Origin of the sequence: Sinorhizobium sp. BJ1 (genome assembly GCF_002531555.1) — a bacterium.
Taxonomy (GTDB): Bacteria; Pseudomonadota; Alphaproteobacteria; order Rhizobiales; family Rhizobiaceae; genus Sinorhizobium; species Sinorhizobium fredii_B.
This window is the reverse complement of the sequence record NZ_NWTH01000029.1, coordinates 68,724-81,985: the sequence shown is the minus strand read 5'-3', so window position 1 is coordinate 81,985 and position 13,262 is coordinate 68,724. Positions and strand designations below refer to the sequence as shown.

The following is a 13,262-nucleotide window of genomic DNA, read 5'->3' as shown; positions in this document are numbered from 1 at the left end:
AGAAGATAACGGCCATCTCAGCGCACAGAACTCCGGTAACATTCCTGGGTGAGGCAATAGGGGGGGTCAGTTTTTCATTTCGCCCGACAGCCGCCTAATGGGCGCGTCTCCAGCATGACCATGCGATGACGTAGGCGGGCTTTAAGGTCGCAGATCCTTGTCGACAAAAACGCTGTTGCCGACCTCACGGGCCTTTCTTTGAAGCGGCAAGGCGATCAGATTGCCGAAGCCCCCAAGAGGAATCGTATCCTGATTTGGAAAGAGGCGATCATAGGATGCGAAGCCGATCTTGGGGCATCTCTCCATGTTTCCGTGAGCAGGGCAGAGCCAAACTGCCTGGCGATCCGGGCCGGAACGGGCTCAGCGAAGAATATCCAGACATCGCCGCTACTCCCGATCACGACCGTTCCAGGGCGGCGGCAATTCCCTTTGCATGCAGGTGTCCAGCAAGGCCTTGGCATCGTCGGCCCAACCCCTAGACCCGGTGAAGCTTCGATAACGTTAGCTTTCCGGCACGGACGAGTGGACAATCTGTTGAAAGCTCACAACTGGTGTCCGCCTGACATAAGAGCCCGGCTTGGCGATTGCCTTTCGCACGAGCGTCTGCGAGTGCGGCGCATGCGCACAGGAATATCCTTCACAGTCCCGCGAACGCATCGCAAACGCCTGGCTGACCAGAGATCGCAATTCGCCACAGAAGCACGTCTGGCGCGCGGCGAGACCATCCTGTTGAGTGCCTGTGCTTCGGCTCCGTGATAGTTACGCGCCGACCGGCAAGTCGAAGGCCTGCATCTGGCATTGTCGGGAACGGCTTCGCACGGCAGCGTGCACTTCGGCTGCGTGCTTGCCGATGGCGGTTGTGGCTCACATCCACGAGCGCCGATCGTAATCGATGTGCCCAGCCCCGGCCGCCGATGGAGATGATCTTCCATGGTTGACGACGAGCTTATTCCATGCGCTCTGCAGGCCGTACCGAGGGAATGTCCGAAATTCGACACCAACTGTCGAATTGTGTTGTTAGCGACGCAGCCTTATTTGGCGCCATAGCTATCCCAATCATGGGAACCCTTTGCAAACACTACACTCCCGAGACGCCGAGCGCGGTTGGCATGACGTTTGCTCATTCTCAGCCATAAACAGATGGATATCGCCCGGACATTCAGGTGTCGAGCGCCGTCACGAACAATTAACGAAAGATAAAGCGAATATGTTAGTTCGCCATAATCCACTTTCAGAGAAGAGCGGTATCGGCAGGGCGATATCTCCCGATGCACGCCCACCGCCGTTGTCGATGCGGGCATCCCGATCCGTTTCGGACCCGCGCATGTACCGGACGCCGAGACGGCTGCGGCCAATCGCAGATGCACGACCTCCGAGCACTTAAGAGACTGCGGGAAGACAAGTTGATAAGTCACATCTCCTTCGATGTCTGGAACACTCTCGTATTGCCCAACCCATGCCATGCGCAGACGAGGACGAAGTTTCTCGCAGCCTGTTTTCACACAGAAGAAGCAGCCGTCAGGAATGCATACGTCGAGGTCAAGAAGTGGGTGACCCAACACGCGATCGAAACTGGGTACGCTCCATCTCTGTTCGAAAATATCCGTTTGCTTATGTTGTATTGCAATGCTCACAACGATCCAAGCTTTATCGCAAAGGCGTTTGAGCACATTTTTGATGAATTCAAACCAGTTGTATTGGATCCTACCGTGAAGCTAATCCATGGGTTGGTCGAAGACGGATATACGCTGTCGCTTGGCAGCAACTCGAGTTTTATTAGCGGCCGAACGGTGCACAATTTTCTTGAGAACACGTTTGGATGCGTATTTCGGTTCGGACTTTATTCCGACCTGCTTGGATATGCAAAGCCAAAGGAGACTTTCTTTAACAAAATCACCAAGTCGTGCGACATTGCGGCGAACAACATCCTGCATGTGGGCGACGACCCGATCTGCGATCTACAAGGTGCACAGAGCGCTGGAATGCATGGTGCCCTGGTGGGACGACCTGAGGACATTCGAGAGGTTGTATATGAGGCAATTTCAGGAGTTTGCGCTCCATGAATTTCAGTCGATTGAGGATGCACCCTTTCGACCGGAACAATATTCACGTCTGAAATTCGGTTGCGACGAAGCAGCCCGCGAGATGGGCTACCAGATTGCAGACGCGTTCTTCCAAAACAACGCACCCGCTCTACTGGACAGTAGCTCCCTGATGATTTCGTCGCCATATAATTTTGTCCCGAATGCAGCGACTATAATGACGATGCATTTGCTTAATCGCCTCAACAGCCACATTGTTGATGCCAAAGGCAACCACGTGGAATATGCGACTGTCCCACGAAAGATCAGTTATGTGAACGACTACGGACTCCTGTCAGGGGAACATCGCAAGTCATTGATCGCCGGTGATAGGTTCTACTTCAACTCGCAACATTTCGAAGGTCGTTGCCTTCTGTTTGTCGACGACGTGAAGATCACCGGCACTCACGAAAACAGGTTAGTAGAGCTCATGCACGAGCAACAGTTAAAGAACAAAACTTTTTTTCTTTATTTCGCTCGATACACGGGTGATCGTCCCGACATAGAGTCCGAGATAAATCTTGCCGCAGTTAAGTCAATAAGGGACCTGAATCGGATCGCGGCGGAGCCAAATCATCACATGACCGTTCGTCAAATTAAATATATTCTCGCCGCAGATCCAAGCGAGCTATATCACGATTTTTTGAAGTTCAGAAGCGACAGGTATCTTAGAAGTCTTTATTTCAATTGCTTGCACGAAGGATATTACAAGATCCAAGAGTATGAAACCAACATAGGTGTAATCCGCGACGCGATCGATCAGCAGGAAGGCGCAAGGAAATGCCTGGCCTAAGTTGCTTTTTTAGAGCATCTATACGAAGAAAACCATCTTCCAACCTACAGAAAAGACGAACACCCTATTAGGCGAACGTCCCTATGTTTGCTCGCTACCGTTGCCCTATCGGCATGCCGGCAGGACCGACGCCTGCGAAGCAGTTGCTGGCGACAACGGCAAGAGTCGTTTCGTTCCTGACGAGCGAAGCTTCCCCCGCGAAGCAATGTTTGGATACAAGCAGATTAAGAACGGTAGTAGTGTACGCGGTGGTCGTAACCCGGATGTGAAGTGATGAGGTTGTCTAATCGCAGCCGTGGGGTCAAGTATCTTGATATGAGACGCGTGTGCCGGGTTACAGGGTTGTCTTCGCGGTCGGCAGAGGCCGCCGCATCATGGCCTTCGTTGGAAGAGCCTTCAATGTGGACGACGCACTCGGCTGGGCAGCGGTGCAATCCCATCAACGGAATGGCTCAGCCTACGTCCCGGCAGGGACGTCTCAGGCGCTCAGATACTGAACGCTATCCACCAGCTTTCATGCCGCGGCTCCTGCATTCGGATCGAAGAGCTCGCCGGTCTTGAGCATCGCATGCATGATCACGGCCAGTTTGCGCGCGACAGCGACGGCGGCTCGTTTGAAGCCGAGCCTCTCCCGGAGTCGGAGACCCCATGTTCGTAGTGCGCTCTCTTTCTTGCTGCGGGCCAAGATGACGGACGCGGCCTCATAGAGAAGTCCTCGCAAGTGATTGTCGCCACGCCGGGATATATGCCCGTCATAATCGACCTCTCCAGATTGATACCGACGGGTCGTTAGCCCGATCCAGGCCCCGACATTCCGGGACTTCCTGAAGTTGTCAGGCTCTTCAACCGCAGTCACGAAAGACGTTGCGGTGATCGCGCCTACGCCGGGGATAGACATGAGAAGGCAGCAGGCCTGGCTCTCGCGTGCATCCCTGATGAGTTGACGTCCGAGGTCAGCGGCACGGATCCGGACACTGCGCCAGGCATCCAGAAGCGGTAAGATGATAGCAGCAAGCTGCTCGTGATCGACAAGAAGGCTCCGCACGTTCCGCTCGAACATACTTCCCTTTCCGGCCGGAACAACAAGACCGAAGGTTTTCATGACGCCGCGGATCTGGTTGGAAAGTTCCACGGTGATGCGAACCAGCCGAGTGCGTGCAGCGACGAGCGTACGGGTCAGCATGCTGTCGAAGCCCTTGACGCGTACCTCACGAAAGAAGCCCACCTCGGCAAGATGCGCCAGGCCATCGGCATCATTCGCATCAGTTTTGTTAGGCGCCATATCGAGAGCCGCTTTGGCATGACGCGCATCAATGCAGATCGCCGGCACTCCCTCGGCGCACAGCGCATGATAGAACCACACCGAAAGCGGACCGGTCTCAAACACCACGCGTCTGACCGCCGGTGCCCGCTTGCGGATGAGCTCGGCAATGAGCTTGGGATCCGAGGCGCACTTCCCGCGCCAGATACGTTTGCCGTCGCGGCGGATCGACACCGCCGTCTCTTTCATCGACACGTCGAGACCGATATATTCTTCCATGGCTGTTCTCCATTCGATGCTTGGGCCCGGCGTCCAGTCGTGAGCCCGCATTTCCATCCTATCGGGGAACAGCCACCCTCCAAGGCTATGATTGATTTTCAGGGCGACGCGCTCCCGCGATTACCCCATGTGGATGGACTCCGCATCCGGCATCACTGGACCATACTATGGCCGTCAAAAAGTAGCATTCGGGAGAGCCATTGCATCACCAAATACCCCTTCGACCATCGGAAAGACTACGGTGATGACTCGCCGCCGGTTTTCCGGAGCGCACACCGGCAGACTGGCAAATCAGCAGCCTGACACATGTCCACCCGAAGGGGCGCACTCCAGGAAAGATCTGGAAAGAACCCATATGGACTGGTGAGTGAGCCTTGTTCAGGTCCTGCGAAGGAAAATCTCGTGCTCCAGCCCCGGTGGCCCAATGCTGGCCGTGTAGTTCACGCCATGGATGGTGAAACTTGTCTCCGGCTGAGATGAAACCGGGAGCACATCATGCAAGGCGCATTCCTTCCTTAAACTCTTCGGTCGCCCACTGCTAGCCGTGTTCCCATCCAAGCGGAAGATATCGCTCCAGCTCTGGAATCCAAAGGTTGCGGTTGCTTCCCGTGAAATGCTGCGCCGGCGCTGGAACCGGCTAATTGCCACAGCGGAGACGGATGGGGCTGATTGACACTGTCCGCTGGCGAATGGCCGGGTGAAGCGAGCATCTCCATGAGCTCCGCTGTGTCCAAACTTTCGGTCGGCCTCTGGTCACCCGGATCCATGTTGTCCTGATGCCCCGCTCAATTGTCATCGACTGCGAGGACATTGGTTCGTCATCCAGCAGTCGTCGAAGCTCCTCTGGGTCGACGCTTAAGAGCGGCGACTGGGCCAGGTCATCCTTCGCTGCCAGGGGCCTTCTGTGCTGGAAGCGCGCTCCGCCTTGCGGTGATCACGGATCATGCCAAGCCCGCTGATGAGGCTTTTGTTACTGGGAAACTTTTTCTTGCAAGCTTGACGAGTTCGGCGTGCTCTAGCTGATGAATTTGCTGATCATCGGCGTTGAGCGCTCCTGCAAATCTGAGAAGATTTTTGACAGACTTTTCGACGGCTTTCCTCGGCCGCTGACTGGCACAAGCCGCAGCCTCGATGAGACTCTTGTCTTTCGCGCAGGGAGGATGGTTGCCCTGGCTGCGCCTGGCCAGGATAGCCGGATCACGATGCTCGAGAAGCACCTCCAACGCGGCGCGTCTTGGCATGGGCTACAAGCGAATTGTGGTCCAGCGCTGCGATTGCCCGGCCCCGGGGAAGAGACTTGGCCAGCTTGTGAAAAGCCCGATAATAGTTCTCGGTAGTGCCGGGTGTCCAGCCCCGACGGGCAGCAGCTGCCTGGACTGCGCCGTCAATCAGGGTTGCCTCCTCTTCAGAGGGAAAGTCATGTCGCCCATCAGGCAAAGGTTCAGGCTCACGATACTTCCGCAGCGCGCTCAATGCCGAGAGCAAATGCCCATCCTCACCCGGCCATATTCGTAAGCGGTACTTCCTTGTAGGCTGCGGCCAAAATGCCGGACTGCATTATCGATAAGACCCCGGTCTAACAGACAGATGAGGATAGTTGTCAGCTGGAGGCGCGGCCTCGTTGACGGGGCCGCCACCTATCGCAGAGGGAACAACATATCGGCGGCGCGGACCGTCAGGAGCATTGGGATTGCGATACCTATGAAGCGCCGTTAGCGCGGGAGCCATTGCCGAGTCGCGCGAGAAGAACTTTTCAGCACGAGCTACCAGAGAATTGTGGTCCAGCGTGGCAATCGTTTCACCCCCCAGAGCTGAGATCTTTTCGGCTTATGAAGCGCGCTAGCATAAGCCCGGGCGGTTTGCGGGCTCAAATTCCGCCGCGCCGCCTCTGCCTGGATCGCCCTCCTTATGATGCTCCGGATATCTTTAGGCCGCTGAGGGGGCGGCGCCTCAGGTGCGGCCTCATCGACGACTGTAGCCTCTCGCGCGCCCGCCAATTGCTGCTCAAAGGCGGCTTGCGCCTGGCCAGCTTGCGGAGCGTCCGGACGGCGTGCTGCACCTGCATCGAAGCCGCCAGTTTGGTTGGCGAAAAATTATCCACGCTAGCCTCATCTCCGCGGATCCCGGCAGCACGCTAAGCTGGCAAGCTGGCGAGATGCTGACGAGCCTCGCCGCGCAGTGCAAAAAAGCCGCATGCCAATCCCGTCTCGCACACGAATAAAAGCCGGACGTGACGCTGAATTCGATGATCGGCAGGGAACGGAGGATGCCGCGGTGCGACCGGTCGCCGGTCACGAAGCCCGCTCCGAGGCGCACGGCCGCGGCGAGCGGAAATGGCCGGGCCATCCGGCGCGTTACCGTCCAGCGTTGTATGCGGCACCAATGAGTGCGGAGATCAGGGTTTCGGGGCCTGCTGGGGCGCCGGCAACGCCAAGAATGGTCCCGGGCTTGAGCGTTACGGAGAACCCTTCTTCCGCAATGGTCTGTGGCTCCCCAGGCCGAGACCCAGTTGCTGCCGTTCGCGCGGGCAGGGGAGCTGCCGTGGCATGCGCCTGCCCCATATGCTCGATGATGGCGAGATCCGTGAGCTCTGCCGTCGGCACGCTCCTCACCACGGTTCTTCCGTCCCGGATGATCGAGCAGACATGGGCGATCTGGCGAATTTCCTTCATGCGGTGCGAGACAAAGACGACCGAGAGGCCATTTTCCCGCGTCAATCTTCTCAGAACCCCGAACAGTCGCTCCGTCTCGGCCGCGGTCAGATTGGCGGTCGCTTCGTCCAGCAGGATGAGTTCGGCATCGACGAGAGGGCTCGCGCGATCTCCACCATCTGTCCCTCATGGAGGCTGAGGTCGCCGACGAGGCGGTTCAACGCGGTCCCGGCGAATTCCCGATCGATCATCGACAAGGCGGCATGCGCCTGGCTGGCGGCCGTCCTTCGGTCGAAAAGGGCGCGAACCCTTGCGGAAATGGGGCAGGGCGATGTTCTCAGCAACGGTCAGGTGGGGAAGAAGCGCGAGTTCCTGGTGAACGACGGCGACCTTGCGGCGGCCGTCCGTCTCGGTAAGGATGTTGCCGGCGGCGTCGCGAAAGACGAGTTCGCCAATGAGTGTCGACTTGCCGGCGCCGTTGCCGCCGAGGAGCGCGTGAATTTCGCCGCGCTTTACCGAAAAATCCACGCGTTTAAGGACGGACGTTGCGCCATAGGACTTGGTCAGTGATCGGACACAGACGATTGCTTGCTGTCGTCGGTCATGGTCCTGTCCTCAGTAGAGCGTGAGCGCCGGTATGAAGCTCACCGCAAGCAGGAGCATCATCGCCATGGCGAAGAAGGGCCACAGCTCGCGGGTGGTCTCGCCGAGCGGCGATTTCGCGATCGACGAGGAGATGAAGAGCGTCGTGCCAATCGGCGGGGTGTAGAGCCCGATGCCAAGGTTGATCACCATCATCAGCCCAAGCTGGACGCGGTCGAGGCCAATCGTGTCGGCAAGGGGAACGAAGATGGGTCCGAGCAGGAGGATGGCCGGCGGCATGTCGAGTGGCATGCCGACGATCAGCATCAGGATGTTCATCATCAGGATGATGACGATCGGGCTCGATATATTCGCGGCGACCCAATCAGCCATCTGCTGCGGCGCCTGGTCGAAGGTCAAGACCCAACCAACAGCGGCACTGCCCATGATCACCAGCATCACCACGCCAGTCGCCATGCCGGCCTCGACCACGTTGTCGCAGAAGCGCTTCCATGTCAGGTCACGGTAGTAAACGAGGCTGAGCGCGAGAGAATAGACGACCGAGAGAACCGCGACTTCCGTGGGCGTGGCGAGGCCAAACCGCAGGAAGAGGATGATCAGCACCGGCAGCAGCACCGCGGGCAGGCTCTTCAGGACGAGCGTGGCGAGCTGCCGCCTGCTGGTCTGTGGGGGCTTCGTGGCATAACCGCGTCTCACCGAGACGAACCAGCAGACAAAGACGAAGCTGGCCGCCATCAGGATGCCCGGGAGGATGCCCGCGACGAAGAGGTTGGCGACACTGACGCCGCTCACCAGCGAAAGAGGATCATCGGGATCGATGGCGGGATCAGGACGTCGATGACTGCCGAGGTTGCGTTGTTGGCCGCGCAGAGCGCGGGCGGAAAGCCGTGCTTCTTCTGCCACGGGATAAGAACGGAACCGAGCGCGCTGGCATTGGCCACCGCAGAGCCGGAGACGCCGCCAAACACGACGGAAGAAACGACGGTGGTCGACAGGGGTCCGCCACGCCAGCGCTGCATCGCATGCGATGCCAGCTCCAGCAGTTGCCGGCCGAGCTCACCGCCGAGCATTAGCGTGCCGGTCAACATGAAGAACGGCAGCGCGAGCATCGGAAAGGATTGGGTCTGATCATAGATCTGCTGCGCGACGATCGAAAGCGGCAGGTATCCGTTGAACAAGACGGCGACGCCGGCGGAGATGATCAGGGCGTAACCGACCGGCACCGCCAACATCATCAGCGCACAGAAGACGATGATCACCACGATTGTCATAGCGCCACCTCGCCGCTCTCGGCATTCGTCCGTGAATCCCAACCGAGGCGCAGCACGCGCAGAACGACATTGAGCGTGATGATCGCTACCAGCACAGAACCTATCGATAGGGCGAAATACCCGATGCTGTTGGGAAGCTGCAGAACCGGACTGCGTTCCACTCCGGCAATCTCGCCAACCAGATATGCCTGATAGCCGAGCACCACGAAGGCTCCGGCGCTGAGGAGATTAGCGACCACGAAGGCGATTGAACGTTCGCCACCCTTGAGTTTGTCGTAGATCCACTCGACCGCCATATGACCGCCGGAATGCGCGGCCAGCACAATGCCGGCGAGGATGAACCAGGGGAAGATCAGTACCGGCAGTTCCTGAGCGAAAGAAAAGCCCCCGCCTGTCAGTAGGTAGCGGGCAATGACATTCGCGGTCATGAAGACCATCAGCGCGATGCCGCTGCATATGACGACCTGCCGCGCGAACCAGACAATCGCCCGTGCCGTCAGCTCTACGGAATTCAAGAGGCTTTTCATGGGATCCTCCCGCGGTGGCCCGGCCTTAGCCCTTGGCCGCCGTTTCGATCTGGGCGACGAAATGCCCGAAGGGCTTCTTCTTCCAGCTCTCGGCAACTGAATTCGTTGCCTTGGCGAAGGCTTCTCGGTCCACCTCAGTGACCTCGATCGCGGAATTGCCCCGGAATGCCGCCAATACCTCCGCATCCTTCTCGGCGGAGAGCTTGCGCTGGAGTTCACCGGCCTCCTTCGCGCCGGCCTTCACCGCCTCAAGATCGCCACCCAGCCGCGCCTGGGCGACCTGCGACATCAGGAACGGCGTCGACTCCCACTTGTGGCCGGTCAAGCTGATATGCTTGTTGACTTCATAGAGCTTTGAACTGCCGATATTGGCGAGCGGATTCTCCTGTCCGTCGACCACGCCCTGTTGCAGGGCCACATAGAGTTCTCCGAAGGCGATCTGCTCTGTCGCCGCACCGAGGGCCTGGAAGATGTTCATGCTCATCGGGTCGGCCGGCGTGCGGATCTTCATTCCGCTGACGTCCGCCGGTACAGCGACCTTGCGCTTGGAATTAGTGAGGTGGCGGATGCCGTTGTCCCACCAGTCGAGCGGCACCACACCGACCGCTTCGAACCGCTTGACGAGTTCGGCGCCTACCGGGCCGCCAAGGACCCGCATCGCCTTCTCGGTGTTCTCGAACAAGAAAGGAAGCCCGAGCGCCGCAAGCTCTGGGACGAGCGCGGACGTGGCGCCCCGGCTATTGGCTGTGAAATCGAGAGCGCCAGTTCGCAGGCTTGTCAGCATCGCCGAGTCGCTGCCGAGCGTTTCCGCTCCGGCGACGTTGATCGTAACGCGGCCGGCTGTCTTCTCGGCGACCAGTTCCGCGAATTTCGCCGCGGCGATCGTTCGCGGATTTCCCGGTGCGGCACCGTGACCGAGGGTCAGCGTCGTGCCGGCGCGCGCAGGCCGAACCATGGTGGCGATTGCCGGTGCCGCCATCAGCACCGACGACGCTGCCAGGAACCGGCGTCTGTTGATCTCGAACTTCATCTTCTCTCCTCCACTTTGAAACTGTTGCGGCCCGCCGCGCTTCCTCAACGCGGTAATGGTGCGACCTAGCCGTCCAGCCACCCCTTGATTCGAGCCGCGACCTTCGCGGTCGATATGCCATGCATGTCGTGCAAGGTTGGCAGGGCGCCCGCTTCAAGGAAGGCGTCGGGCAGCCCGATCTGCCGAAACGCGGCGGGACGCACGTTTGAGCGCATCAGGGTGGCGGCGACCGCCTCTCCAAGACCGCCGATGACGGTATGATTCTCGGCCGCCACCACGAGCCGACCATGCTTGGCGCATTCGGCAAGGATCGTCGCCTCGTCGAGCGGCTTGATGGTGGGAACGTGCAACACGCCGGCATCTACACCGTCCTTGTGGAGTTCCTCGGCCGCTTCGAGCGCCCGCATCGTCATCAGCCCCGAGGAAACGATCAGCGTGTCCTTGCCGTCCCGCAGCAGCTTCGCCCTACCCAGTTCGAACCGGTAGCCGTATTCCTCGAGCACCAGCGGAACGTTGCCGCGGAGAAGCCGCATGTAGACGGGACCCGGATGTGCTGCGATGGCCGGGACCGCCTGCTCTATCTCGCTGGCGTCGCAGGGATCGACAATGGTGAGGTTCGGCATGCCCCGGAATATCGCAATGTCCTCGGTCGCCTGATGGCTCGGGCCGTACCCGGTGGTCAGCCCCGGCAGCGCGCAGACGATCTTGACGTCGAGCATCTCCTCGGCGATCGCCAGGCAGATGAAGTCATAGGCGCGGCGCGAGGCGAAGACGGCATAGGTCGTCACCCAGGGCTGCAGTCCCTCCCGCGCCATGCCGGCCGCCGACATCATCAGCAACTGCTCGGCCATTCCCATCTGGTAGAAGCGATCGGGATGGGCTGCCCGGAAGACATGCAGGTCGGTGTATTTTGCGAGATCCGCCGAAAGACCTACGATACGGTCGTCCCTTTCGACCAAAGCCGAAAGCGCGTGTCCGAAGGGCGCCGGACGCGTCGGTTGGTCGGCTCCGGCGATGGATGCGATCATTGCCGACGTCGTCAGCCGTGGCCTGGCGGGGTTGGCGATCAGAAGCGCCGGGCGTTCGTATTTCGAGCGTCTCATGCCGTTACTCCCGCATCAATGATCCGGATCGCTTCTTGCCATTCATGCGGTTCCACGCGCAGGAAGTGGTTGCGCTCGCGCGCCTCAAGGAACGGCACGCCCTTTGCCATCTTCGTGTCGCAGATGATGATCCTGGGCTGCGGGTCCGGGTGCTGGCGCGCCCTGTCGAAGGCGTCGACAAGCGCATCGATGTCGTTGCCGTCGACGCGCTGGGCGAACCAGCCGAAGGCCTCGAATTTCGGAACCAGAGGTTCGAAATTGAGCACGCCAAGGGACGGGCCATCGGCCTGCATCTGGTTGACGTCGACGATACCGATCAGATTGCCGAGCTTGTAGGACCCGGCCGACATGGCCGCTTCCCAGGTGGAGCCCTCGTCGAGTTCGCCGTCGGAGAAGAGGTTGTAGACGAATGACCGCGAACACTTGCGCTTCAGCGCGAGCGACATTCCGATGGCTATGCCGAGGCCGTGACCCAGCGATCCTCCGGTAATCTCCATCCCCGGCGTGTAGGCGGACATGCCGGACATCGGCAGGCGGCTGTCATCGGTGCCGTAGGTTTCGAGTTCATCTTCGGGAATGATCTTCGCCTCGATCAGGGCCGCATAGAGCGCGATGGCATAATGGCCGATCGACAACAGGAAGCGGTCGCGGCCTTCCCATTCCGGATCTTCTGGGCTGTATGTCGTCGCATGGAAATAGGCGACCGCGAGAACGTCGGCGATGCCGAGCGCCTGCGCGATATAGCCTTGACCCTGAACCTCGCCCATGCGCAGGGCATGGCGACGAATTCGGCGGGCGCGCTCGGGCAGACTAATGCTGTGGCCGATCTGAGCCATGCTGTCCTATCCTTTCAGGCTCTCTTGCGGATCAATGGATCAACATGCCGCCGTTGACGTCGATGACGGCGCCCGTGACGTAGGCAGAGAGATCGGAAGCGAGGAAGAGGTAGATGTTGGCCACGTCACGCGCGTCGCCCAAGCGACTAAGGGGAATGCCCTTGATGATGTCGGCGCGCATCTCAGCGGACAGCTTGTCACCGGCGATCTCCGTCTGGATGAGCCCCGGTGTCACGCAATTGACGCGAATGCTGTCGGGGCCGAACTCCCGGGCCATGGCCTTGGCCAGCCCGAGCACCCCGGCCTTGGCCGCCGAATAATGCGGGCCGCCGAAAATGCCGCCGCCGCGCTGCGCTGAAACCGACGACATGCAGGCGATCGAACCGCCGCCATGTTCGCGCATGTTGGGTATGAAGACCTGGCTGAGGTTGAGCACGCCTGTCATGTTGACGGCAACGATGCGCTGCCAGTCGGCATCGGAGATTTCCAAGGTCTTCACCGGCTGGGTAATGCCGGCATTGTTGATGAGGATGTTCGTCACGCCGAACGCGCTCAGCACCTCGTCTGCAGCGGATACGCAGGAGGCACGATCGGCCACGTTGCAGGGCAGCCCGAGATGCGCGCCTTGTTCGACCGCCGGCAAGTCGCCCGCTGCAGCCTTTGCCTCATCGGCGTTGATGTCAAGAATGGCGACCCGCGCGCCGTGCGACGCAAAAAGCTCCGCCGTCGCCCGGCCAATACCGCGCTTGCTCGCGGCGCCAGAAATGACCGCGGTCTTTCCCTTCAAAAGCATTTGACTCTCCTCCCGGCAGCGATCGAACGGTGTT

General features: G+C 59.6%; 11 protein-coding genes and 1 pseudogene. 2 read left to right on the top strand and 10 right to left on the bottom strand.

All coding sequences use genetic code 11. The annotated features are described in order from the left end of the window. Positions 1 to 1,403 precede the first annotated feature (1,403 nt). On the top strand, positions 1,404 to 2,063 hold the full coding sequence (locus CO676_RS27315) for an HAD family hydrolase (RefSeq protein WP_097523385.1): 660 nt from the start codon (positions 1,404 to 1,406) through the stop codon (positions 2,061 to 2,063). Further along, entirely contained in the window at positions 2,032 to 2,874 is an 843-nt protein-coding gene (locus CO676_RS27310) for a phosphoribosyltransferase family protein (RefSeq protein WP_097523381.1), read from the top strand. Before CO676_RS27315 ends, CO676_RS27310 begins: the two co-directional genes overlap by 32 nt. A 514-nt stretch (positions 2,875 to 3,388) precedes the next feature. Here the strand turns inward: CO676_RS27310 and CO676_RS27305 are convergent. The 10 genes and pseudogenes from CO676_RS27305 to CO676_RS27270 form a co-directional block, all read right to left on the bottom strand. Next, positions 3,389 to 4,414, bottom strand: a complete 1,026-nt coding sequence (locus tag CO676_RS27305; protein WP_097523380.1) for an IS110 family transposase — start codon at positions 4,412 to 4,414, stop codon at positions 3,389 to 3,391. Between the two features lie 941 nt (positions 4,415 to 5,355). Further along, positions 5,356 to 5,637 carry a hypothetical protein gene (locus CO676_RS34820; RefSeq protein ID WP_144340207.1) on the bottom strand — a complete coding sequence of 94 codons (282 nt, stop codon included), beginning with the start codon at positions 5,635 to 5,637 and terminating at the stop codon, positions 5,356 to 5,358. Between the two features lie 1,131 nt (positions 5,638 to 6,768). Next, positions 6,769 to 7,131 carry a hypothetical protein gene (locus CO676_RS36355; protein WP_245424491.1) on the bottom strand — a complete coding sequence of 121 codons (363 nt, stop codon included), beginning with the start codon at positions 7,129 to 7,131 and terminating at the stop codon, positions 6,769 to 6,771. Positions 7,132 to 7,251: 120 nt separating this feature from the next. Beyond that, a complete protein-coding gene (locus CO676_RS36350; protein WP_245424489.1) occupies positions 7,252 to 7,593 on the bottom strand; it encodes an ATP-binding cassette domain-containing protein in 342 nt (113 codons plus the stop codon). Positions 7,594 to 7,680: 87 nt separating this feature from the next. Beyond that, positions 7,681 to 8,939, bottom strand: a pseudogene (locus CO676_RS37055) (TRAP transporter large permease subunit). Further along, positions 8,936 to 9,466 (bottom strand): TRAP transporter small permease subunit, encoded by a 531-nt coding sequence (locus CO676_RS27290; protein WP_097523379.1) that lies wholly within the window; start codon positions 9,464 to 9,466, stop codon positions 8,936 to 8,938. The pseudogene CO676_RS37055 and the gene CO676_RS27290 overlap by 4 nt, the downstream one beginning before the upstream one ends. A gap of 25 nt (positions 9,467 to 9,491) precedes the next feature. Then, positions 9,492 to 10,496 (bottom strand): TRAP transporter substrate-binding protein, encoded by a 1,005-nt coding sequence (locus CO676_RS27285; RefSeq protein WP_097523378.1) that lies wholly within the window; start codon positions 10,494 to 10,496, stop codon positions 9,492 to 9,494. A gap of 65 nt (positions 10,497 to 10,561) precedes the next feature. Then, complete coding sequence (locus CO676_RS27280) at positions 10,562 to 11,599, bottom strand: transketolase family protein (protein WP_097523377.1); 1,038 nt, start codon at positions 11,597 to 11,599, stop codon at positions 10,562 to 10,564. Beyond that, positions 11,596 to 12,435, bottom strand: a complete 840-nt coding sequence (locus tag CO676_RS27275; protein WP_097523376.1) for a transketolase — start codon at positions 12,433 to 12,435, stop codon at positions 11,596 to 11,598. Before CO676_RS27275 ends, CO676_RS27280 begins: the two co-directional genes overlap by 4 nt. 31 nt (positions 12,436 to 12,466) lie before the next feature. Then, positions 12,467 to 13,228, bottom strand: coding sequence for an SDR family NAD(P)-dependent oxidoreductase (locus CO676_RS27270; protein WP_097523375.1), 762 nt, complete (start codon positions 13,226 to 13,228; stop codon positions 12,467 to 12,469). Positions 13,229 to 13,262: the final 34 nt, after the last annotated feature.

Bases quoted from the DNA above. Each gene is read 5' to 3' on its own strand.
- CO676_RS27310 (WP_097523381.1), top strand. From the start codon at position 2,032: ATGAGGCAATTTCAGGAGTTTGCGCTCCATGAATTTCAGTCGATTGAG.
- CO676_RS27305 (WP_097523380.1), bottom strand. From the start codon at position 4,414: ATGGAAGAATATATCGGTCTCGACGTGTCGATGAAAGAGACGGCGGTG.
- CO676_RS27290 (WP_097523379.1), bottom strand. From the start codon at position 9,466: ATGAAAAGCCTCTTGAATTCCGTAGAGCTGACGGCACGGGCGATTGTC.
- CO676_RS27285 (WP_097523378.1), bottom strand. From the start codon at position 10,496: ATGAAGTTCGAGATCAACAGACGCCGGTTCCTGGCAGCGTCGTCGGTG.
- CO676_RS27280 (WP_097523377.1), bottom strand. From the start codon at position 11,599: ATGAGACGCTCGAAATACGAACGCCCGGCGCTTCTGATCGCCAACCCC.
- CO676_RS27275 (WP_097523376.1), bottom strand. From the start codon at position 12,435: ATGGCTCAGATCGGCCACAGCATTAGTCTGCCCGAGCGCGCCCGCCGA.
- CO676_RS27270 (WP_097523375.1), bottom strand. From the start codon at position 13,228: ATGCTTTTGAAGGGAAAGACCGCGGTCATTTCTGGCGCCGCGAGCAAG.